Here is a 23,000-nt window from a genome sequence, read left to right as displayed (position 1 = left end):
AAATTAACAAACTATAACTATTAACGTTTAGAGAACTGGAATTTCTTACGTGCTTTACGACGACCGTATTTTTTACGCTCAACCATACGAGAGTCACGAGTAAGGAATCCTTCTTTCTTAAGAGGAGGTCTGTTTTCAGTATCAACTTCACAAAGAGCTCTAGCGATTGCCATTCTCACTGCTTCTGCTTGACCTGCAATTCCTCCACCTCTAACGTTTACTTTTACGTCAAATTTTCCATTAGCATCTACAACGCCAAATGGTTGGTTTAATATAATTTGTAAAACATCAGTTGGAAAGTAGACTTTAATGTCACGTCCGTTAACAGTCACTTGGCCTTGGCCTGACTGCATATATATACGGGCAACAGCTGTTTTTCTTCTACCTACGGTGTTGATTACCTGCATGTTATCTTTAAATTTTTGCGTTCAAATTAATTAAATTCGATTGTAGTTGGCTGTTGGGCCTGGTGAGGATGCTCTGGTCCTTCGTATACGAATAGGTTAGTATATAACTTACTTCCTAAACGATTCTTAGGTAACATACCTTTTATCGCCATTTCAACAACTTTCCTGCCATCTTTTGCCATAAGCTCTCTTGGCGTAGCGAAACGCTGACCACCAGGGTGTCCTGTATGACGCGTATAGACTTTCTCAGTCATTTTCTTGCCAGTCAATTTTACTTTCTCAGCATTGATAACAATTACATTGTCACCACAATCAACATTTGGAGTAAAGTTTGTTTTATTTTTACCTCTCAAAATATTAACTATTTGACTTGAAAGACGACCTAATATTTGGTCTGCGGCGTCTATCACAACCCATTGTTTTTCTACAGTTTGGCGATTAGCCGAAATTGTTCTGTAACTTAATTGATCCACGAGTACAAATTTTTTATTACGTTTAAAAATCAATTTTAGAATTTAAAATAAGGGCCTTTCCCACTAGACAATGTCTCATTTTAAAATCGGTTTTTAATTATAAGAAGCTAATTTTAAGCTCAATAAAACAGACCGGAAACTCTATTTTACTTATAATTTGCATTGCAAGCAGTGTGCGGGCAGCACATGCCATGCGGTATTTGGGGCTGCAAAGATAGGAATATAATTTTATCAAACAAATAATTAATCCGAAATGAATTTTTATTTAACTGATAGTTAATGTTTAATGGCTAAAAATTAGTGCCTTCTTAAATTTTGGTTGCGATTAGCACGCCGCTTGCCCACCCAAGGTTAGATATTACTAAATCTTGACGGTCATTTAGGTTTTTTATTAATTCATTTGCCTTTGTTTCATGTCCTTCTGGCCAATTTTCTTGTGGAAGCATATCATCTATAAAATATATGGCTCCTGGTTTTAACATTTGTAGCGTTTCTTCTAGCGAAAAATACTTGCCATGCCAGGTGTCCGCAAATATGAAATCATACTTCTGTTCCTTGTTTTCATCTATCCATTCTTCCGCATCTGCACATATTAATCTTAGCCGTGGGTTTGAAGTCAAGTGTTTTTTTGCAATTTCAAGTAATTCTGGGTCATTGTCAATAGAGGTTAACTTAGAATTTCCTTGTAGACCTTCTAGTATCCAAGCGGTAGATAATCCCGTTCCAGTACCCAATTCTAAAAACTTACAGTTTGGTTTTGTGGCAGCCAGGGTTTTTAGTAGTGCACAGACTAATATTTCAGAAGGCATATTGAATCCTAATTTCTCTGTTTCATTTTTTATCTCTAAATAAGACGTAGGAATTCCGTGCTCCTGAATTAAGTGCATTTTTTTGTTTTTAATAAAGAGGGGTAATATATTAAGCTTCTACCTCGGCTAATTGCTTCATTAAAGGCACTAAATCTTTGTCATTTACCTCTTTGATACTATCCGCTAATTCTAAAAATTGGTGATACGCTTCGTCTAGTTTTGCTTTATCAAGTTTGAAGCCTAAAATTTCTAGTCTGTGCTTGAGTGCGTGTCTGCCACTTCTAGCTGTAAGTACAATGTCAGATTTGTCAATGCCTACTTCTTGAGGGGTCATGATCTCATAGTTTTCTTGGTGTTTCAAGAAACCGTCTTGGTGTATACCTGATGAGTGTGCAAATGCGTTTCTGCCTACCACTGCTTTGTTTGCCTGTACCGGCATACGCATCGTTTGTGAAACCAACTTGCTCAATGGATTAAGCATTTCGGTTTTTATATCTGAATATAAGCCTAAGTCTTTGTGTACTTTCAAAATCATGGCTACTTCTTCTAATGAAGTATTTCCTGCTCGCTCTCCTATGCCGTTTATGGTTACTTCTACTTGTCTAGCACCTGCTCTTATGCCAGCTATTGTATTTGCCGTAGCCATGCCAAGGTCGTTATGGTTGTGCATAGATAAAATAGCCTTATCTACGTTTGGTACATTGTTCATTAAGTAATGAACTCTGTCGTACATTTGGTGAGGCATCAAATATCCCGTCGTATCAGGAAGGTTCACCACCGTAGCCCCTGCTTTAATGACAGCTTCGGTAAGTCTCGCTAAAAACTCCAAGTCAGCTCTACCAGCATCTTCTGCGTAAAACTCCACATCTTCTACAAACGTTTTAGCATATTTTACTGCTTCTACGCCTCTTTGTAGAATTTCGTCTCTGTTACTATTAAATTTATACTGAATATGTATGTCTGAAGAGCCAATTCCTGTATGTATCCTTGGTTTTCTTGCAAATTTAAGTGCTTGTGCAGCTACTTCTATATCGTTTTTTACGGCTCTCGTAAGTCCACATACAGTTGCGTTTTCCACAACTTTAGATATTCCTTCTACAGATTTGAAATCTCCGGGGCTTGAAACCGGAAAACCTGCTTCTATAATGTCAACACCGAGTAGGTCCAGTTGCCTTGCAATCATTAGTTTTTCTTCTAAATTCAATTGACAACCAGGTACTTGTTCGCCATCTCTTAGCGTAGTGTCGAAAATATAGATTTTATCGCTCATCTGTAAGGTATTTAATTAATAAGAAATATCTCGGTTTTGCTTTTTTTGGATTACAAAAGTACGTAAAACTCATATCAAGTAAAATTGTGATGTGCCTCAAAAGGCAAATAAGGAATAATATGCTAAGTATATTGAAACAAACTGAAATTTTATTCTGTTAGTCTGAACTTATATTTTTAATTTTGCGGCATTGTTGATCGAATTTTAAACATTTGATAAAAGGGCTTGTCTTTTTATAGACATCCTCACGAAAATACCTATTATATGAGCAAAAGAACCAAAATTGTAGCTACTGTTGGCCCTGCGTCTGAAAGTGAAGAGACTTTGATTGCATTAGCAAACGCAGGCGTGAATGTATTTAGATTGAATTTTTCACACGGTACACATGAAGACCACCTAGAAAGAATCAAAAAAATTAGAAAGATAAATAAAGAGCATGGTTTTACATGTGCTATTCTGCAAGACCTTCAGGGCCCCAAAATCAGAGTTGGAGAAATGGAAGGTGGAAATGCAGGCGTAGAGCTTGTAGCAGGAAACTCTTTTATTTTTACTAATGAAACCGTAGTTGGAAATGCTCAAAGAGCTAGTACGCCATACAAAGGAATGTTTCAAGATGTAGTGTTAGGAGACAGGATTTTGATGGATGATGGTAAATTAGAAGTAAAAGTAGTAGCTGTAGATAAAGAAAAGCAAGAAGTTATTACTGAGGTTGTCTATGGTGGTTTATTGAAGCAGAAAAAAGGTGTTAACCTTCCCAATACAAACATTTCTCAGCCTTCTGTAACCGATAAGGATTGGGCTGATTTAGACTTTGGTCTTGCCAATGACGTAGATTGGATTGCACTTTCTTTCGTAAGAACTGCCAAAGAAATTATCGATATTAAGGAATATATTCAGTCTAAGGGTTCTATGGCGAAAGTTATAGCAAAATTAGAAAAGCCTGAGGCTATTACTAATATGGACGAAATAATAGAAGCAACTGATGCGGTTATGGTTGCTAGGGGAGACCTTGGTGTTGAAATGCCAGCTGAAGAAGTTCCTATTATTCAAAAAGTGTTAATCCATAAGTGTCATCTGGCGGCTAAACCTGTGATAGTGGCTACGCAAATGCTTGAAAGTATGATAGAAAGCCCTACTCCTACAAGAGCAGAAGTAGGTGATGTTGCCAATGCGGTATTAGACGGTGCAGATGCCGTTATGCTTTCAGCTGAAAGTGCTTCAGGTAAATATCCGATTCTTTCTGTAGAAACAATGTCTAAGACTATTCTTCATGTAGAGAAATACGGAGATCCTACTCGTTTATATTACCGTCATCATACACGTGTAAGTACGCCTGAGTATGTTTCTAAAGATAAAGACAACGATAACGTGATAATGGTAGGTTGTAGACTTGCTCGTGACCTTGATGTTAGTGCCTTAATCGGTATTACTTCTTCGGGTTACACGGCTGTTCGTCTGTCTCACCACAGACCCAAAGCCAATATTTATGTATTTACCTCAAATGAAAAACTAATGTCTCAGCTTAGCCTATATTGGGGTGTAGAGGCATTTTCATTAGAAGGTATGGCCATCTCTAACGAAAGCGATGTGGTTGAATCTGTGAAAAACTATTTGGTAGAGCATGGTAAACTGCATCAAGGTGATAAGTTTATAAATACCTTAAGTGTGCCTATTATGAAAGATAACAGAACCAATACCGTTAGATTGAGTGTAGTTAAATAATAGACCTTTCTAAAGTAATTGCAATCCCCAGGGTAGTTTAATAGCTATTTCTGGGGATTTTTTTTTCTTAACATTTCGTTAGCAACCTTTTGTGCTACTTTTTGCATCTAAGAGGTATAAAACAAAAAAACAATTAATATTATGAAAGCTCTATGGTTAATATTCGGATTCGTTTTCTTGGGCACGATTGCTAACGCCCAATATGACAGGTATGATACTTACGGATATGATGACTCGCCTCAAGAAAGGTATTATTACCAAGACGATTTTGACTGGCGTTGGGATGTGCGTGTGCGTATTTCTGATGGCATAAATTCAGGTTTACTTACTAGAAGAGAAGCCAATAGATTGTATGACCAATTGGAGCGAATAGAGCGTAAAGAATATGCATACCAAGCAGATGGATATTACAGTGCTTATGAGCAAGATGAAATCTGGAATGAGGTAACTTGGTTAAATCGTAAGTTAGGTTTGGAGCTTTATGACCGCGACAGAACCTACTATGGTTTCAGTGTAAGAGGTTTGGCTTTTAATGGCTACTTGCCTTGGTATTTTGGAAATAGATATGATTTTTACAGGTTTGATAGAAGAGGGTATGGAAGCATAAGGTTAGGATATGGGCATAGAAATTACTACTCAACCAACCATTATTATGCCAGAGTATGGAATAACAACCGCTCAAACAACGCTTACAACAGAACGTATTCTTCTCGTCCAAGTTATAACAATAACCGTTTGGACAATAGAAATAACTATGAAAGAAGTAGAAACACGGGTACTCCAAGAGGTGTAGAGCCGTCTAGAGGTCAAAGTGCAGGTAGGGGAGATGCTAATAGCAATAATAGATCGTATGGAAATAGTCGTTCTGAAAGTTCAAATGGAAGAACTTACGGAAATTCAAATCCTTCGAGCTCATCAAGAGGTGATCAAAGAAGTTCGGAATACGGAAATTCAAGTTCTTCAAGAAGTGAGCAAAGGGGATCTGCAACTTCTAGACCTTCTACAGAGGCAAGAGGCGATTCACGAAATAGCAGGAGCTCGGCCAATACTTCAGAAAGGTCATCGTCAAGATCAGAGAGTGGAGCTCGTAGCGATAGAAGTTCTTCTTCGGATAGAAGTAGTAGAACCAGAGGAAATTAAAGATTATATGAGAGTTTTGAAAATCAGAAAAAGTGGCTTGTTTCAGGCCACTTTTTTTTAGTGCCATACCTGGGTGATTTGGCCTTTGTATAGCTCTGGTCTTTGACCGTTGATATACATATTGTATATTTCTTCTGAAATATTCGGATAGAGATTAATATTTTTTAAGTCTGCTAAAGGTATCCATTCCGCGGCTATTGCTGTGGTTTCCTTAGGGTTTATAGTTGGCTTTCCATCTTTTATTTCTCCTTTAAAAACGCAATGAAGCGTAGTTTTTTCTTCGGTGTGTATTTCACCAACAAGTAGTAGTTCATTTGTATAAACCTCAAGATTTAGCTCTTCTTTTAGCTCTCTTTTGAGAGCCTCTGCCATGTTTTCGCCAAATTCTAGATTGCCACCTGGCAGACAGAATACATCTTGGTTACTGTAACAGTATTTGAGTGTTAGTAACTTTTGGTTTTCAATGATAATTATGGCCGGTCTAATATTCATTTTGTTACTAGTTTAGTTGTGATAGTTTGTACTATTTCGAAAAATTGTATCCTATTCCAAAGTTGGTTCTGAAGATTCCAATATCAAATTTTTTGCTTGCATACGGCGAAACTTCAAAAGCTAACTGAATTTTTTTGTACTTTTCAAAAGGGGCTGATCTAAAGCCAAAGTTTAAAAAGTATCCTTCAAAAGCTGAGTTTTGTTGGGCAAGGTTTAAGTAATTTAGTTTTACTCCGCCACCCGTGTAAAATTTAGCTTTTGGGTTATTGTTGAGGTTTATTTCGGGAGAAATATCAGAGCTTAATGATGAAAAATATGAATTGGTTTGGAATTTTAAGTCTAACCAAAGTCTTTTATTTGGGTTGGAACTCACGCCTAAAACCGAATTGAACGGGTAGTATACTACACTTTGTGCAGTCGTTACTAATGTGCTAAATAAGATTAGGCTTAAAACAAGTATATTTTTTGTCAATGCTATTTTGATTTATTCTGCCAAATTTAAGAATTCCGCTGCATTTATTTTAGATGTAGCTGTAGTACTTTCCACTAATTCGTTTATTTGGCTGATTACCTCAAAAAAAACTTTTAGGTTTTCTTTCGATATGTTTTCTTGGATGCCGTTGTTAAATTTTATCACACCATCTCTCGCATAGTTTCTCTTTTTTTTGCCTAATTCGGTTAGGAAAACCTTTACGAATCGCTTGTCTTTACTATCTATTTCTCTATAGATCCAACCTTTTTCCTCAAGAGACTTTAGCATTCGAGTTAAGCTTCTTGGCTCCATGCCTATAGAAGGTCCAATTTTGGTAGCTGGGGTTCCGTTTTCGGTGTCGATATTTAATAATACATATCCTATAGACATTGTCATCTCCTCAGAGGCTGCGTATAAATTATACATTCTTGAGATGGCATGCCAAGTCCACTTTATATGGAAGTCTATCGTTTTTTCTTTCTTCATATTCTTGATTCACGTCAGTAACACTTTTACAAAACTAAGAGTTTTTAGATAGTATGCAAGCATACTATTTATTTTATCTTAAAAATCAATTTAAAAAGGCCAATTCTGAATCAAGGTTTTATTATTAAAAACCATTGTTTTTTTCTGAGAAGGGTAGAAGATATTTACGATGTTGGTTTGGTCTTCAAAAGTTTCCTGCATGATGGCATTATAGAAGGTGTAGTTTTTTATGCTGCCGCAGTTTTCTATTTCAAAATAGACCCAAGTACCATCAGATTCTTGTTCTTTACCATAAAAACGGGCCAGTTTCACCTCCTTTTGAGGTGAAACTATAGCCAGATTTTTCATGATATATTTTTCTAATAAGGCGTCAACCGCTTTAGAGTTGTCTTCAATTTTTACTTTTATGCCTTTGTTTTGTGCAGTTAAAACTTGCTCTAAATCGTCTGTAAATAAGCGGATCGATAACTCCAACGACTTAGTATCTTTATTAAAGTGTATTTCAGTTATTGAGGTATGATAATCGTGTTTGGTGGTGGTTCCAAATAAAAGAATAGCACTTAAAACCCAAACCTTTAACATGTTTTTAGAAAAGTAGTTTTATGGTATCATTAAATAATACATATGCCATTAGACCAAGGAGGATAAAGGTGCCTATTTGCTGTGTCCGCTCCATAAATTTTTCAGATGGTTTGCGTCCACTGATCATTTCGTAAAGTAGTACCAATACGTGCCCACCATCAAGTGCGGGAATAGGTAAGGCATTCATAAATGCCAGTGCCATTGATAATAGTCCTGTAAGTCTCCAAAACCTTTCCCAGTCCCAATATCCGCCAAACATCTGCGATAAACCTACGGGTCCACTTAGGGCATTTGATGCTGATATGTGTCCTTTGAATATTCTAGAAAAACCATTTATTTGCTGTGGTATTACCGCCAAAGCCTCAGATGAGCCAACTTTTATTGCTTCAGGAAGGCTATATTCCATTTTCGTAGAATTCAAAAGAATTTTAGGGTTAAAACCAATAGTAGAGTCAGAAGTAACTTTAGGGAATATCTTCATGGTTGTGCCATTTCTTTCTATTCCAAGTTCTATTTTCTTGTTAGCTTCTTTTCTAATAAGTGGCTGAATCTCTTGATAAAAAGTGATAGGTTTTCCGTTAATACTCACGATTTTATCTCCTTCTCTAAGGCCTGCCTCTTCAGCTGGCATGCCTTTAGCTACTTTCAGTATAGAAAACGGAAGTATAGGTTCTATGAAAGGTGCTTTTTGTGCAATTTTATTTATCAGTTCGTTCGGAACTGCAATCTCTAAGTTTTGACTATCTCTTTTTATTTCAAAGGTTACGTTTTCACCAGTGATTGAAGCCCTAAGGTCGCTAAAGGTTTTATAGTCTTTGCCGTTTATCGAGATAACCTTATCGCCTGTTTTTAAACCGATACTTTCGGCAAGTGGATATGCGAAAATACCTTTCTTGTTAACTTCTTGTTTCGTAAAGTCCTCGTCGCCCCAATAGTATTTTACACCTGAATATATCAAAACACCTAAAATGATATTCACGATAATTCCGCCTAACATCACCATTAGTCGCTGCCATGCTGGCTTTGATCTAAATTCCCAAGGCTCGGGCTCGGTAGCTAGTTGAGATGCGTCTTTTGTTTCGTCTATCATTCCAGCTATGTCTACATAGCCGCCTAAAGGAAACCAGCCAAGGCCGTATTCAGTGTCTCCTTTTTTCTTCTTCCAGAGAGCAAAGTTTAATACATTAGGTAAGGGAAAAAGGAAATCAAAAAAAATATAAAATTTATTAACTCTGATTCCGAAAATACGAGCGAAGATAAAATGTCCAAATTCGTGTAGACCTACTAAAATTGTTAGAGCCAACAAAAGTTGGGCTGCCATAATTAATCCTTCCATATACTTAAATTACTTACGCTTAATTTGTGTGCGTTGTTACGCTTTATATCTCAAACGATATTCTTATTTTAATAATTTCTATTTTCACAAAAATCGACATTAATTTTTCAAAAGCCATCATTTTTTGAGGTAAAGATTAATAAAAGCGGTTCAAAGTTGATTTTGTTTTTCTTAGTTACACAAATGATTTAGAATCTGCCTATGCCTAATTACAATGAATTGAGAAAAAACTTAGATTTTAGTTAAGAATGGAAAGAGTAGACTTTTGAATTCTAAGCAAATAAAAAAAGGATGTTTTGGATAATCTATTAAAAAAAAACACCCGTTTCGGAAACCAATACGGGTGTTTTGCTACTAAATCCACACAACTTTATACAAATGTAATGCTTTTTAAATTGTATTTGCAAATTTTTTGAATGATTTATCAATTGATTTAAATCAATTTTTAATTTTCCAAGAGAATAGGATAAAAAAATCGTATTTGTTGAAAAAGTTTAACAAAAAAAGGCCAGAAATTACTTTCCGGCCTTTTTAATTATAATACGTATTTGTCTTTATTAAAAATCAGAACTAGATGCACTTGCTGATAAAAACTCTCTGTTAAGTTTTGCAATGTTTTCTAATGATATTCCTTTAGGGCATTCTGCTGCACAAGCACCCGTGTTGGTACAAGAACCAAAACCTTCCGCGTCCATCTGGGCTACCATTTTTAGGGCTCTACTTTCACGTTCAGGTTGGCCTTGTGGAAGTAATGATAATTGTGAAACTTTAGCTGAAACAAAAAGCATTGCTGATGCATTTTTACATGCAGCCACACAAGCACCACAACCGATGCAAGCTGCTGCCGCAAAGGCTTGGTCAGAAGTTTCTTTTCCTATTGGTAAATTGTTTGCATCTTGGGCATTTCCTGTGTTGACAGAAACAAACCCTCCTGATGCAATTACTCTATCAAAAGCTGATCTGTCTACTACTAAATCTTTTATAACAGGAAAAGCGGTAGCTCTCCAAGGTTCTACTACGATAGTGTCTCCATCTTTAAACGATCTCATGTGAAGTTGACACGTTGTTACACCTTCAAGAGGTCCATGAGGTTTACCGTTTATGTGCATTGAGCACATGCCACAAATACCTTCTCTACAGTCATGGTCAAAAGCGATAGGTTCTTGACCTTCTGTAATAAGTTCTTCATTTAATACGTCAAACATCTCTAGGAAAGACATATCTGGTGACACATCTTTAACTTGATAATTTTCCAAAGTCCCTTTGGCGTTATTGTTTTTTTGACGCCATACTTTTAACGATATATTCATAGTATTACTTTTTTGTCTCTCAAGGCCGTAGTAGGTCTTTCAAAATACTGGTAAATTAAAAAAGAAAAGGATATTGTAACTATCCAAAAAATAAAATAATTTATAATTGCCTGCCTTCCGCTTTCTGCTCTATTGTAAATATTAATAAAATTAAAAACCAATGATGCATTTATTAAGTACATCGAATATGAAATTTTGCTTATAAATGTAACAATCTTATTAACCATGTTTTCTGCATCTATATTCCAAGTCGACAAAAATGGTAGCGTTGATAAAATAAATATACTGCACAAAACATCATAATTCATTTTATAAAAATTGGACTCAGCTACTGGATAAAATTTAAATAGATATCCAAGCCCAATCACTCCAAATACAATTAGACCGTTTTTGTATTTGAGCCAAATATTTGAATAATAAATAGACAAATAAGCACCCAAAACACCATAAACTATAGAGTCTACTCTAAATATGACTACATCTCTAAACTCTTTTATCCATGTAAAGGTATCTAAGTTAGGAAATTGATTTCCGATTAGATTTCTCGCTATGATTGATCCAAAGATTATTAAAACTGTTCCTGTTAAGACTATTTTCTGAATACTTCTTTTAATGAAAAAAGATAACAATACACAAAAAATAGGAAACCCTAAATAGAACCACTCTTCAACTGCTAGACTCCATGATTCAGTAAAGAAATGAAAACATCTAACCACATTAAAGTTTTGTAAAAAAAGCGGATATCTCCACAAACCTTCGATGTTAAAATTCCTATTTCTAACAAAATAAAAAACTAAATTAAGAGCTAAAATTAAATAGAAATTAGGTAAAGTTCTAAACCATCTCCTTTTCCAAAATGCTACTATTTGGTTTATTTCAAAACTCCCAGTTTTACTAAACTCTTTAATAAATATTCTTCCAATTAAAAATCCACTTAGACAAAAAAACAAATCCACTCCGTCAACAAACCATAAGTCTGGAAAACTTGGGAAATATGGTGTTAGAAACTCTCTTCCGTGCAATAGACAAACTAGCAAGATCGCTACCGTACGCAAAAGGTCTAAACCAAAAATCCGAGACTGAGCGGACATGTTTTTGTTATTTGTAATTCCTCTGTGCAATTTTAATATTCTCGTATTGCAATTCTTCTTTGTGTAACTCCCACTTGCTATCACCTTCGTGAGCCCAAGCAGCTACATACATGTAGTTTTCGTCGTCGCGTTGAGCTTCTCCACCGTTTTCTTGGTATTCTTCTCTAAAGTGACCACCACAAGATTCATTTCTGTTAAGTGCATCGATACACATCAGTTCTCCTAACTCGATGAAGTCGGCTACTCTTCCTGCCTTGTCTAATTCTGGGTTAAAGCCATCCATATCTCCCAAAACTCTAACATCGCTCCAGAATTCTTTTTTCAAGGCTTGGATTTCTGATATTGCTTCGGTTAAACCTTTTTCATTTCTAGCCATTCCGCATTTTTCCCACATGATTTTCCCTAATCTCTTGTGAAACGACTCAGGCGATTGCTTACCTTTTATGTTTAATAAATGGGATAACCTTGCCTTCACGTTTTTCTCTGCTTCTTCAAATGCAGGGTGATCCGTTGGCATTGCTTTTGTTTTTATTTCGCCTGAAAGGTATGCACCAATAGTGTAAGGAATTACAAAATATCCATCTGAAAGACCTTGCATTAAAGCAGATGCTCCTAGTCTGTTTGCTCCGTGGTCAGAGAAGTTTGCTTCTCCTAATGAATAGAGGCCAGGAACTGTGGTCATTAGGTTGTAATCAACCCAAAGGCCACCCATTGTGTAGTGCACTGCAGGGTAAATTTTCATTGGCACTTCGTATGGGTCTTCTCCAGTGATTTGTTTGTACATGTCAAACAAGTTACCGTACTCTTCCTTAACTACTTCTTTTCCGAGTCTTACCAGGGTATCGTAGTCAGGGTTTTCTATACCTAGTTTTGCAGCTTCTGATTTACCGTATTTGTTAACAAGGTTATACTTGAAGTCTAAGTAAACTGCCATTTTGGTGGCTCCTACACCATAGCCTGCGTCACACCTTTCTTTAGCAGCTCTTGATGCAATATCTCTAGGTACTAAGTTTCCAAAGGCAGGATATCTTCTTTCTAAGTAATAATCTCTATCCTCTTCAGGGATATCGTTGGCTGCTCTTTTATCGTCTTTTTGTTTTGGTACCCATATTCTACCGTCATTTCTCAATGACTCTGACATAAGTGTCAGTTTAGATTGGTGGTCTCCCGAAACCGGAATACATGTAGGGTGAATTTGTGTAAAACAAGGGTTTGCAAAGAAGGCTCCATTTTTGTGTGCTTTCCATGCAGCAGTTACGTTTGATCCCATTGCATTAGTAGAAAGATAAAATACGTTTCCGTATCCACCCGTACATAGCAATACTGCGTGTCCGAAATGTCTTTCTAGCTCACCTGTCACCAAGTTTCTTGCTATAATTCCTCTCGCTTTTCCATCTATTTTTACTACATCAAGCATTTCATGGCGTGAGTACATCTGAACTGCACCTTTACCTACTTGACGTTCAAGAGCCGAATAAGCTCCCAATAAAAGCTGCTGACCTGTTTGACCAGCGGCATAAAATGTCCTTTGCACTTGGGTACCACCAAATGATCTGTTTCTAAGCATGCCACCGTAGTCACGTGCAAATGGTACACCTTGAGCCACACATTGATCTATAATATTAACCGATACCTCGGCTAGCCTATGTACGTTTCCTTCACGAGATCTGTAGTCGCCACCTTTAATAGTATCATAAAATAATCTATACACTGAATCACCATCATTTTGATAGTTTTTTGCAGCATTGATACCACCTTGAGCAGCTATTGAGTGTGCTCTACGTGGCGAGTCTTGGAAACAAAAAGCTTTTACTTTATATCCCATTTCTGCCAATGTAGCCGCAGCTGAAGCACCAGCAAGACCAGTACCTACTACGATAATCTCTAAGCTCCTTTTATTGGCAGGGTTTACCAAAGGCACGCTTGATTTATATTTTGTCCATTTTTCAGCTATTGACCCTTCAGGTACTTTAGCGTCTAATTTAAATGTTACTTCTGCCATTTTGATATAATTTTACCTAGGTTTTATTATTTGAAAATATAGAAATAAATAGGCATAGCTGCGTATCCAATAGGTATTAGAATTGCAAAAATCCATATGCCGATATTTTTTATAAGTGGTGTGTATTTAGGGTGGTTAATTCCCAATGTTTGGAATGCACTTTGAAAGCCATGATACAGGTGGAATGAAACTGAGAACATAGCTAAAACATAAAATAGTACCAATAGTATACTTTGGAAGCTGTAACCCACAACTGTATATAGATCTTTTACAATTACTGTTTTTGTGCCTGCAGCTTCATTGTATGTTTCAACTTTTTTTGTCAATTGCGTGTATCCATCTTCCATCATCGTGGTTTGTACTTCGCCTGTAGCTAGGTTTTCGGTGTATTGTACAAACGGTAGGTTTTCATTGTGGTATTTGTACCAAAAATCACTCATGTGAACCACGATATATACCAATAGAATAGTCCCTAAAACAGCCATGTTTCTACTGAAAACACTTGAGTTGTTGTTTGAAACTGCGTAGCCAACTGGTCTAGCTTTCTTGTTTTGAAAAGTTAAATAAAGTCCCCAAAACGCATGAAACAGAATTAATCCATAGTTTACATAAGAAACTATCTTAATTAATGGAAATGTGGTCATAAAGACTGCATAATTATTAAATGCATAGCCTCCGTCATTTTTAAACAACTGTAAATTACCAATTAGGTGAACCACTAAAAAGGTACATAAAAACAAGCCCGTAAGAGCCATCAAAAGCTTTTTGCCGATTGAGCTTGATAAAGATTTGGTTATCCAAGACATAATAAAATGGTATTATTATTTTTAAAAATTGATTGGTAATGAATACTTAGAAAAATCCAATTTCTATTTATCTTCCAAAAGTACTCTACAATCTTTTTAGAATCAATATAAAAAACAATAATTTGGTAAATTTTTAATCTCGGAGTTTCAACTCAGTGATTAATAAAAATGTTTAATTTTTTTAATTTTCCAAAATATCGCGTATTCACTTCCGGTTTATATAAATTTATTACTTAAGAAATGCTCTTAAAGCCACAAAAACCTTGTAAAACCTCTGGAATATTAATTCCTTCTTCAGTTTGATTATTTTCTAAAATGGCTGCTAGGATTCTTGGCAATGCCAATGCCGAGCCATTTAAAGTATGTAATAATTGTGTTTTCCCGTCAACTTTGGTTCTTAGTTTTAGCCTATTTGCTTGGTAGGTTTCAAAATTAGAAACAGAGCTAACTTCTAGCCAGCGTTCTTGTGCTGCCGAATACACCTCGAAATCAAACGTAAGTGCTGAAGTGAAACCCATATCTCCGCCACAAAGTCTGAGAATTCTGAAAGGCAAGTTTAGCTTGGTCAAAAGTGATTTTACATGCTCCACCATTTCGTCTAAAGCTTGGTAAGACTCTTCGGGTTTTCTAACCTGTACAATCTCTACTTTGTCAAACTGATGAAGTCTATTAAGTCCTCTTACATGAGCACCCCAGCTACCTGCTTCTCTTCTGAAACAAGGTGTGTATGCTGCATTTTTTACCGGCAATTCTGATTCTGAAAGAATCACGTCACGGTACATGTTAGTGATAGGTACTTCTGCGGTAGGAATCAAATAAAGATCATCAGCTGTAGCGTGATACATTTGGCCTTCTTTGTCAGGTAATTGGCCTGTTCCGAAACCCGATGCTGCATTAATTACGATTGGCGGTTGTACTTCCTGATAACCTGCGGCCTCAGCTTCATTCAAGAAAAAGTTAATTAAAGCTCTTTGAATTTTAGCCCCTTTTCCCTTATAAAAAGGGAAACCCGCACCCGCTACTTTGTTTCCTAACTCAAAATCTATGATGTCATACTTTTTGATTAGCTCCCAGTGTGGTTGAGCCTTATCGTATAGCTTCGGGATTTCTCCTTGGCTATAAATCGTCACGTTTTCCTCGGGTGTTCTTCCTTCTGGTACTGACTCATGCGGGAGGTTAGGGATGGTTACCATAAGGTCCAAAAGCTTTGTTTCCAGTTCTTTTAGGTTTTCTTCCAACTCTTTTGACTCTACCTTTAAAGATGCAGTTTTAGCTTTTAAAGCTTCGGCTTCCTCTTTTTTGCCTTCTTTCATTAAACCGCCAATTTGTTTTGCTAGTTGGTTTGATTGGGCAAGGGTATCGTCTAGGTTTTGCTGACAGTCTTTACGGTTTTGGTCAAGTTCCAGCACTTGGTCTACCACCTCCGCGGCATTTTTAAAGTGCTTTTTTTGTAATGCCTTTACGGTTAGCTCTTTATTTTCTTTTATGAAGTTTAGCTGTAACATAATATCCTTCTATGGTAGTTAATTTGTCCTAAATGATAGTTGAGGTGGCCTACAAGGTGTACTAAAAAGTAACTTGTCTGCATTTTTTCATCTCCAAAAACTGCAATTGGATAAATGGAACTTAGCGTGCCTTCGTCCATGTTTTGGAGGGTTTTCACCACAACTTCTTTTGTATGTTTAATGCCTTTCAAAAGATTTTCCTTCGAAACCTTATCAGAAAACTCAAGCGGCCTATTTCTTACATAACCCGATTGTCCTATTTCGGCTCCAATGTAGGTTAATAGGTTTCCCTGTATATGTAAACACAAGTTTCCAGCCGAATTACTTATTCCTTCTGCCATTTTCCATAAATCGTCCTCATTTTGATAGGCGTTTATTTCTTGGTAAAGGCTGTTCAGGTCTTTTTCGAAAACTTTTGAAAGGGAATTTTTCATATTAAAATTTGAATAAACCTTCGTTTAATGCCTCTAAGGCTGCGTTTTTGTATTTTGTGTCCACCAAAATTGACATATTGTGCTCTGATGCACCATAAGCAATCATTCTTACGGGTATGTCAGAGAGAGTATCAATCACTGTTTTTGCTATACCAGATTTGTCTGCTGAAAAATTTCCAACCACACAAATGATACTTTGGTTGTAATCATGAGGCTCTAAGTCTGCAATCAGATTTAGTTCTTCTGTAATTTGGTCTAAATTTTCAGGATTGTCTATCGTTACTGCAACCGAAACTTCAGAAGTGGTAATCATGTCTACGGGTGTTTTATATTTTTCAAATACCTCAAACACTTTACGTAAAAATCCGTAAGCATTTAGCATTCTGGTAGAATGAATATATATCGCCGTTATATTGTCCTTTGCAGCAATCGCAGTAAATTCGGATACTTGAGTTACGTTTGCGGTTATAAGTGTTCCCGGTGCTTTTGGCTCCATGGTGTTTTTTAAACGTACGGGCACGCCTCTCATTTTAGCTGGGGTAATAGTGCTCGGGTGGAGTATTTTTGCTCCAAAATATGCAAGTTCGGCCGCTTCTTCGAAACTCAACTCTCTGACAGGAAAGGTGCGTTTTACGATACGAGGGTCGTTGTTATGCATGCCGTCTATATCTGTCCAAATCTGAATTTCTTCGGCTCTAGTAGCACCTCCAATTAGTGAAGCTGTATAGTCAGATCCTCCTCTTTTAAGGTTATCTACTTCGCCTCTTGGGTTTCTACAAATAAATCCTTGAGTTACTATAATCTGCTTGTCAGTTTGAGCATCTAATAATGCAGTAAGTTTTTCCTCTATTACATTAAGCTCTGGTTCATTGTCTGCATCTATACGCATAAAAGCCAAAGCAGGAATAAGCACTACTGAGTCGCCTACTTCTTCTAAATAAGCTGAAAAAAGTTGCGTAGAAAGGATTTCTCCTTGTGCCACCAATTCTTTGTCTTGCTTTATGGTAAAAGGGCTAATGCCCGCCAAAGAAGAAATGAAATTAAATTCTTTGTCTATTATTTTTTGACCTTTGGCTAAACTTTCAGGCGTACCAAAAAGCTCTTCAATAAAGGTTTGATAGTGTTTTTTTAAAGCAACTATTTTTTCATCCGCAAGCAAAACATTATTAGATTTAATGGTTTCGCCTATTTCTAATAAACCATTGGTGGTCCCCGATAGGGCCGAAAGAACCACTATTTTTTTATTTTGGTTTTCGGTTACTAGGTTTCTGATCGATTTCATCCTTTCGGGCTTTCCTACTGAGGTGCCCCCAAACTTCCAAACTTGCATAATTTACTATTTTGCCTTATTTATATTGAAAAAACGTTATATTTTCTATTTTAATCCGAGCATTTTTATGGCCGTAATGGCTGCCTCATCTCCTTTGTTGCCGTGTATTCCGCCAGCTCTGTCAAGTGCCTGCTGGTGCGTGTTGGGTGTCAAAACCCCAAAAATAACGGGCTTGTTATATTTTAACGATACGTCAGTAAGTCCACCTGCTACAGCATGATTTATGTAATCATTGTGTTTAGTTTCTCCCTGAATCACACAGCCTATGGCAATAACAGCCGCAACTTCTTCTTTTTGAGCATAAATTTGTGCTCCAAAACTCAACTCATAGCTACCCGGAACATATATTTTCGAAACATTAGCTTCTTTAGCCCCATAGGCCAAAAGTGTATCTATCGCTCCTTGAGCTAATGGCTCGGTGATGTCTTCATTCCATTCGGCTACTAGTATTACAAACTTTTTGTCTGATATATCAGGTAAGTTTTCAGTTTTAAAAATGCTTAAATTTTTATGAGCAGATGACATATTCTTGATAATTTAAAATCTGGATACAAAAAAGGGATAAACCTGAATTGGCTTATCCCTTAGATTATAGTAATAATCACAGTTACTCGCCCGCTTCTGCTTCGAGTCTGGATTTGTATTTCTTAGCCATTACTACTTCTTGAGAAGCAGGATATTGTTCAATGATAGACGCATAAACATCTAATGCACCTTTGCTGTCTTTAGCCTCTGTGTAAGCAGTAGCTAATTTCATCATATAACCAGGAGTAGCAAACTTATTAGGTTTAAAGTCTACTGCTTTTTTGTAATACGTGATGGCATCTTGTGTTGCTTTAGTTTCCATGTAGCAATCTCCAATTAATGCGTATGCTTTACCTTGTACCACTTCGTCAGATGAAGAAAATTTATCAAGTCTTTCTATCGCCTCTTTAAACTTGCTTTGGTTCATTAATGCTATACCTGCATATAAGTTAGCAAGTTTTCCTGCTTTTGTAGAACCGAAATTGTCTGCTACTGAAAGTAAACCTTCGTTTCCACCTTGTCCTTTAAGAGCTGCATTTAATGAGTCTGCTTCAAAAGAAAATACTGCATCATATAGTGCGGTTTGTGCTTCTTTTTCTTGTGTTTGTGTATAATAGTTATACCCAAAGTATAAAGCTACGATTGCCAAAAGACCACCGCCAACTATAGTAAGAAGTTTACTGTTTTTTTCTAAAAAACCTTCTGCTTTAAAAAATTCTTTTTTAAGAGCATCAGCACTTTCTATGATTTCAATACCTGAATTATCTTTTTTTGCCATTGATTCAAAATTTTTGGAGTGCAAATTTATGAAATTGATTTTTATGATTTACACTTTACTGATTAAAAAATGTGCCAAAGTCGATAATAAATAAAAAAAAGACCTCGATTGAGGTCTTTTTGAGTTTTTTATTCCATTACAAAAGGATAATCTTCTTGAACATATATGTCTTTGAAGGCTTCTTCTGGTTCTGGCCAAGGTGATTCTTCTGCAAATTTCACAGATTCATCTACTTGAATTTTAATTTTTGCGTCAATTGCTGCTAGCTCCTCTTCAGTAGCTATTTTGTTTGATAGAATCCTGTCTTTGATTAACTCTACTGGGTCTCTCATTTTCCATTCCGCTACTTCTTCTTTCGTACGGTATTTCTGAGGATCAGACATTGAGTGTCCTCTAAATCTATAAGTTTTAAACTCAAGGAAAGTTGGGCCGTCTCCTTTACGAGCTCTGTCTGCTGCTCTGCTTACTGCTTCGTGAACTATCTCTACGTCCATGGCGTCAACTGGCTCAGCTGGCATATCATATGCTTCTGCTAATGTGTAAAGCTCTCTTACGTTTGAAGTTCTTTCTACTGATGTACCCATAGCATAACCGTTGTTTTCCACCACGAATATGGTAGGTATTTTCCAGGTCATGGCCATGTTAAATGCCTCGTGTAATGCTCCTTGACGAGTAGCTCCATCACCGAAATAACAGATACAAAGTTTACCGGTGTTGTTATACTTTTCAGCAAAACCGATACCCGCTCCCATTGGTATTTGAGCACCTACTATACCGTGGCCGCCCATAAATCCAACTTCTTTGTCAAAGATGTGCATAGAGCCACCTTTTCCTTTTGTGGTACCTGTAGCTTTTCCATAAAGCTCCGCCATTATTTTCTTCGGGTCAGTACCCAATGCCAACGGATGACCGTGGTCTCTATACGCGGTAATATATTTATCTCCTTTTTCTAAAGCAGAAACTGCACCAGATGAACACGCCTCTTGGCCAATGTACAAGTGACAGAAACCACGTATTTTTTGCTGTCCGTATAATTGTCCAGCCTTTTCTTCGAATTTACGTTGAAGCTGCATAGACTCATACCAATAGATGTATTGGTCTTTTGTGTAAGTGAGCTTAGCTGCTTCTTTCTTTTTTGATGCTGCCATAAGGTTTTAACTTAGAATTTTTATTGGTCTGCAAAAATAGGGATTAAAAACTATTTCAATTATAAAATGTCAACAAAATCTACAGCTTTGGAAAAATCATAACATTTTTCGCTGATATTTTGCTCATCGTGGTTGCTTATCTGTAGGATAACCTGCGAATAGCTAAGTTTCATTTCTGGATGATGATTCTGATTTTCGGCAATTTCAAAAACCGCATTCGCAAACTTTACTACTTCTTTGAAGTTTTTGAACTTGAAGGTTTTAGTCAGTGAGCCTTCCTCAATTTGCCAATCGTTGGTATTTAGTGCAGCTAAGTGCTCTTCTGTTATTTTCATATTGTTTTAAATGCTTCTGGATATTCTAAACGAAGTTTTTGATGAATAGTTTTGTTAGTGTTTAATTCAGCCCAAATGCAAATGATGAAAATAGAAATAATACCCGCAAGAAACCACGGTTGATACCAAAATGCTTTTTTGTTTCCTTCGGTCATTATAAAATTGAAAAGATTTAAAAATGAACCTGAAATCGAAATCCAGAAGGGGTAGTATTTTTTTTGTAGAAGTTTTTCTTTTAACTCTTTTTTCATTTTTAGGTATTTGATAAATGAGTATAATCCAAGCGGTATAATGATGGAACCTATAATTGCAACAGGGTGAATCATATAGAATGTTTGAAAAATGAAATAAAAAAGTACGTATATTAAACCTGTATAAACAAGTTTTGGAATCTTGAAAAATCTTAAAAATTGCTTCCAATATTTCTTTCTGCTTTCTGAAAATACGGCACTTGTTCTCTGCTCTACGAAATCAGAAAAGCCAAAAAGGCCGAACTCTTTGTATTTAGATAATAATACATCACTAAATGTAAGGCTCGGATATTTCGTTAGTTCTTCTTCGATTGCAGATGCCAGGTGATCTACCAATTCTACTTTAATATCGTAAAATTCCACATTTTTGCTATCTATAAAGTCTTCTATTTCCTCTATTTGATCTGTATTGAGTTTCACAGCTTAAACAGTTTTACTTTTTTTAAAATTTTAAATAAAATCTCAAGAATGCTAATAGAAAAAATAAAAAATGATATGATCATTATTTTCTTAAAAACTGAGTTAGATTCTGAGTTATCAGAATAGCCATTGGTTAGATTAAAAATATTAATTGTTAAAAGGCTTATTCCCATGAAAATAGTACTAATTGCTCCAACTTTAAATGTTGATTTCAAATTTTTCTTTTTAAATTCAATTGATTGGCTTTGAGAAGGTAAAAGTTTTTTTAAACTAAATTTTGGTTTTGTAAGATAAAAGATAACGATTGTTTGAATAAAATAAATAGCTAAAACCATCAACCAAAATTGCTCTATATATTTGGTAAAGGTAAAAATGCTAAAACAAAAAAGTACCCATATTAATATCCGGAAAGTTGTAAATTGTTTTAGTATTGTTTTTTTTAAGTCACGCATTAATTCTTTCTCATAAAGATTTAAATGCTCCATTTCAAAAGCTTTTAGTCCATAATAGGTGTCAATTTTTGTTTTCTGGAATTCTTTTCCTGAAAATGTATAAACAACCGAATGAAAAGCATTGTAAAATTCTTCTCCATCATCCATCCTTTGTTCGATACTTGTTATAAAATGATCTAGGATTTCATCAAAAAACTCTTTGTATTCAATTTCCCAATCAAGAATATATTTTTCTATTTCCTCTATTTGATCTGTATTGAGCTTCATTTTGGATTCTTTAAAATTGAACTTTTAAGATGTTTATGTCTTTTATGAACAGTTTGGTTTGAATTAAATATGAAATAATAGTAGATAAACTATATGTAAATAATGTCCCGAATAGGGTCAAACTTGTTTTTGTGATAGGGATTTGGAATAAGGCATAGCTTTGGAAAAATAGTAATACGATTATTAAAGGGAATATTAACAGCTTTAGAATTGCAATTTTTCTTATTTCGAAACGTGCGTCTTTTTTGTAAATCAGATTAAGTATGTGTTTTATCCCTGTGTTTTTTAGGTTGTCAACTAATGAGGAATTACTTAAAACAGCAGCAAGGAATGGATAAGTAATACCTAAACAAAAACCTCCCCAGAAACTTATCTTAGAATCATTAAACGATAATTCTTCAAATTGGCTATATAAAACTTTGTATTGAAATATTGTAAAAAATATCCAAAATACGATTCTGAAACTGAGTAGATGTTTTAGACTAAATTTAAAATACTCTTTTTTAATTTTTTTATCAATGGCTGAATATTGCGAGCTTTCTAGAGCTTTCAGTCCATATACTTCAGTTATCTCTCCATATGATACCTTTTGCTCTAAATTTTCAAATTGTCTATGTGCATCAGTAAAGGCGGAATAATAGTCTATTCCCTTTTCCATTTGTGTTTCTATTTCCGAACAGTAATGGTCTAACATTTCGTCGTAGACTTCTTTGTATACAAGGTTCCAGCTTGATATGTAGTTTTCTATTTCGGTAATTTGCTTGTTTGTGAGTTTCATGATAAGTTCAGTTTTGGATTGAGTATTAAGTTTAGGTTTTCTGCAAAAGCCTTTAGTTCTGCTATTCTATTTACAGCTACTTCATTGCCTTTAGGTGTTATTTTATAGTATTTCCTCACACGGCCATCTACTTTTTCAGACTCTGCAGTTAATACTTCTTCTGCTTCTAGTTTATGTAAAATCGGATATAGTGCTCCTTCTGTTATTTGAATATCGTCTTGAGTGAGTTCTTTTACTTTTTGAGTAATTTCGTAGCCGTACATGCGACCGTTGTCATGTAAGAGTTTCAAAATTATGGTACTTAAACTTCCTTTTAAATGCTGATTCATGTTTGTTTTTATTTTACACAAATATATACTTAAGATTCTTATGCATCTAA

26 protein-coding genes are annotated in these 23,000 nt (G+C 35.7%); 2 read left to right on the top strand and 24 right to left on the bottom strand.

Annotated elements, in window-relative coordinates; genetic code table 11:
* Nucleotides 1-20: 20 nt before the first annotated feature.
* The 4 genes from rpsI to ACFOOI_RS13115 form a co-directional block, all read right to left on the bottom strand.
* Entirely contained in the window at nucleotides 21-407 is a 387-nt protein-coding gene (gene rpsI / locus ACFOOI_RS13130) for a 30S ribosomal protein S9 (RefSeq protein ID WP_379838435.1), read from the bottom strand.
* A 26-nt stretch (nucleotides 408-433) separates the two neighbouring features.
* A complete protein-coding gene (rplM, locus tag ACFOOI_RS13125; RefSeq protein WP_379838434.1) occupies nucleotides 434-880 on the bottom strand; it encodes a 50S ribosomal protein L13 in 447 nt (148 codons plus the stop codon).
* Between the two features lie 308 nt (nucleotides 881-1,188).
* On the bottom strand, nucleotides 1,189-1,767 hold the full coding sequence (locus ACFOOI_RS13120) for an O-methyltransferase (RefSeq protein WP_379838433.1): 579 nt from the start codon (nucleotides 1,765-1,767) through the stop codon (nucleotides 1,189-1,191).
* 31 nt (nucleotides 1,768-1,798) lie between these two features.
* Nucleotides 1,799-2,959: a 2-isopropylmalate synthase gene (locus ACFOOI_RS13115; protein ID WP_379838432.1), complete on the bottom strand. Its 1,161-nt coding sequence runs from the start codon at nucleotides 2,957-2,959 to the stop codon at nucleotides 1,799-1,801.
* A gap of 264 nt (nucleotides 2,960-3,223) precedes the next feature.
* On the opposite strand from ACFOOI_RS13115, the gene pyk reads away from it, so the two are divergent.
* Both pyk and ACFOOI_RS13105 read left to right on the top strand, forming a co-directional pair.
* On the top strand, nucleotides 3,224-4,681 hold the full coding sequence (gene pyk, locus ACFOOI_RS13110) for a pyruvate kinase (protein WP_379838431.1): 1,458 nt from the start codon (nucleotides 3,224-3,226) through the stop codon (nucleotides 4,679-4,681).
* Between the two features lie 141 nt (nucleotides 4,682-4,822).
* A complete protein-coding gene (locus tag ACFOOI_RS13105; protein ID WP_379838430.1) occupies nucleotides 4,823-5,821 on the top strand; it encodes a hypothetical protein in 999 nt (332 codons plus the stop codon).
* A gap of 57 nt (nucleotides 5,822-5,878) precedes the next feature.
* Here the strand turns inward: ACFOOI_RS13105 and ACFOOI_RS13100 are convergent, their stop codons facing one another.
* From ACFOOI_RS13100 to ACFOOI_RS13005, 20 genes are all read right to left on the bottom strand, one after another.
* Entirely contained in the window at nucleotides 5,879-6,313 is a 435-nt protein-coding gene (locus ACFOOI_RS13100) for an NUDIX domain-containing protein (protein WP_379838429.1), read from the bottom strand.
* 31 nt (nucleotides 6,314-6,344) lie between these two features.
* Nucleotides 6,345-6,785: a hypothetical protein gene (locus tag ACFOOI_RS13095; RefSeq protein ID WP_379838428.1), complete on the bottom strand. Its 441-nt coding sequence runs from the start codon at nucleotides 6,783-6,785 to the stop codon at nucleotides 6,345-6,347.
* Between the two features lie 12 nt (nucleotides 6,786-6,797).
* Nucleotides 6,798-7,271 carry a MarR family winged helix-turn-helix transcriptional regulator gene (locus tag ACFOOI_RS13090; RefSeq protein ID WP_379838427.1) on the bottom strand — a complete coding sequence of 158 codons (474 nt, stop codon included), beginning with the start codon at nucleotides 7,269-7,271 and terminating at the stop codon, nucleotides 6,798-6,800.
* A gap of 90 nt (nucleotides 7,272-7,361) precedes the next feature.
* A complete protein-coding gene (locus tag ACFOOI_RS13085) occupies nucleotides 7,362-7,853 on the bottom strand; it encodes a DUF6702 family protein (protein WP_379838426.1) in 492 nt (163 codons plus the stop codon).
* Between the two features lie 4 nt (nucleotides 7,854-7,857).
* A complete protein-coding gene (gene rseP / locus ACFOOI_RS13080) occupies nucleotides 7,858-9,189 on the bottom strand; it encodes an RIP metalloprotease RseP (RefSeq protein WP_379838425.1) in 1,332 nt (443 codons plus the stop codon).
* A 557-nt stretch (nucleotides 9,190-9,746) separates the two neighbouring features.
* The gene (locus ACFOOI_RS13075) at nucleotides 9,747-10,499 is read right to left on the bottom strand and encodes a succinate dehydrogenase/fumarate reductase iron-sulfur subunit (protein WP_379838424.1); all 753 of its coding nucleotides are present in this window, start codon (nucleotides 10,497-10,499) and stop codon (nucleotides 9,747-9,749) included.
* A complete protein-coding gene (locus ACFOOI_RS13070) occupies nucleotides 10,496-11,590 on the bottom strand; it encodes an acyltransferase family protein (protein ID WP_379838423.1) in 1,095 nt (364 codons plus the stop codon). The genes ACFOOI_RS13075 and ACFOOI_RS13070 overlap by 4 nt, the downstream gene beginning before the upstream one ends.
* 7 nt (nucleotides 11,591-11,597) lie before the next feature.
* On the bottom strand, nucleotides 11,598-13,592 hold the full coding sequence (locus ACFOOI_RS13065; protein WP_379838422.1) for a fumarate reductase/succinate dehydrogenase flavoprotein subunit: 1,995 nt from the start codon (nucleotides 13,590-13,592) through the stop codon (nucleotides 11,598-11,600).
* Nucleotides 13,593-13,618: 26 nt separating this feature from the next.
* Nucleotides 13,619-14,398: a succinate dehydrogenase cytochrome b subunit gene (locus ACFOOI_RS13060; protein WP_379838421.1), complete on the bottom strand. Its 780-nt coding sequence runs from the start codon at nucleotides 14,396-14,398 to the stop codon at nucleotides 13,619-13,621.
* 233 nt (nucleotides 14,399-14,631) lie between these two features.
* On the bottom strand, nucleotides 14,632-15,903 hold the full coding sequence (gene serS, locus ACFOOI_RS13055; RefSeq protein ID WP_379838420.1) for a serine--tRNA ligase: 1,272 nt from the start codon (nucleotides 15,901-15,903) through the stop codon (nucleotides 14,632-14,634).
* Entirely contained in the window at nucleotides 15,891-16,337 is a 447-nt protein-coding gene (locus tag ACFOOI_RS13050) for a DUF1572 family protein (protein WP_379838419.1), read from the bottom strand. Before ACFOOI_RS13050 ends, serS begins: the two co-directional genes overlap by 13 nt.
* A gap of 1 nt (nucleotide 16,338) precedes the next feature.
* A complete protein-coding gene (locus tag ACFOOI_RS13045) occupies nucleotides 16,339-17,667 on the bottom strand; it encodes an aspartate kinase (RefSeq protein ID WP_379838418.1) in 1,329 nt (442 codons plus the stop codon).
* A 45-nt stretch (nucleotides 17,668-17,712) separates the two neighbouring features.
* On the bottom strand, nucleotides 17,713-18,192 hold the full coding sequence (gene ribH / locus ACFOOI_RS13040) for a 6,7-dimethyl-8-ribityllumazine synthase (RefSeq protein ID WP_379838417.1): 480 nt from the start codon (nucleotides 18,190-18,192) through the stop codon (nucleotides 17,713-17,715).
* Nucleotides 18,193-18,274: 82 nt separating this feature from the next.
* Nucleotides 18,275-18,970, bottom strand: a complete 696-nt coding sequence (locus tag ACFOOI_RS13035) for a tetratricopeptide repeat protein (RefSeq protein WP_379838416.1) — start codon at nucleotides 18,968-18,970, stop codon at nucleotides 18,275-18,277.
* A gap of 128 nt (nucleotides 18,971-19,098) precedes the next feature.
* Entirely contained in the window at nucleotides 19,099-20,118 is a 1,020-nt protein-coding gene (gene pdhA / locus ACFOOI_RS13030; protein WP_379838415.1) for a pyruvate dehydrogenase (acetyl-transferring) E1 component subunit alpha, read from the bottom strand.
* A 59-nt stretch (nucleotides 20,119-20,177) separates the two neighbouring features.
* A complete protein-coding gene (locus ACFOOI_RS13025; protein ID WP_379838414.1) occupies nucleotides 20,178-20,453 on the bottom strand; it encodes a 4a-hydroxytetrahydrobiopterin dehydratase in 276 nt (91 codons plus the stop codon).
* Entirely contained in the window at nucleotides 20,450-21,124 is a 675-nt protein-coding gene (locus ACFOOI_RS13020) for a hypothetical protein (protein ID WP_379838413.1), read from the bottom strand. Before ACFOOI_RS13020 ends, ACFOOI_RS13025 begins: the two co-directional genes overlap by 4 nt.
* A complete protein-coding gene (locus ACFOOI_RS13015) occupies nucleotides 21,121-21,843 on the bottom strand; it encodes a hypothetical protein (protein ID WP_379838412.1) in 723 nt (240 codons plus the stop codon). The genes ACFOOI_RS13020 and ACFOOI_RS13015 overlap by 4 nt, the downstream gene beginning before the upstream one ends.
* Nucleotides 21,844-21,853: 10 nt before the next feature.
* Nucleotides 21,854-22,621 carry a hypothetical protein gene (locus ACFOOI_RS13010; RefSeq protein WP_379838411.1) on the bottom strand — a complete coding sequence of 256 codons (768 nt, stop codon included), beginning with the start codon at nucleotides 22,619-22,621 and terminating at the stop codon, nucleotides 21,854-21,856.
* Nucleotides 22,618-22,950 carry a PadR family transcriptional regulator gene (locus tag ACFOOI_RS13005; protein WP_379838410.1) on the bottom strand — a complete coding sequence of 111 codons (333 nt, stop codon included), beginning with the start codon at nucleotides 22,948-22,950 and terminating at the stop codon, nucleotides 22,618-22,620. Before ACFOOI_RS13005 ends, ACFOOI_RS13010 begins: the two co-directional genes overlap by 4 nt.
* Nucleotides 22,951-23,000: the final 50 nt, after the last annotated feature.

The organism is Lacihabitans lacunae (assembly GCF_042649125.1).
GTDB lineage: Bacteria > Bacteroidota > Bacteroidia > Cytophagales > Spirosomataceae > Leadbetterella > Leadbetterella lacunae.
The sequence above is the reverse complement of the archived record's forward strand: the minus strand, read 5'-3'. Positions and strand labels throughout refer to the sequence as shown.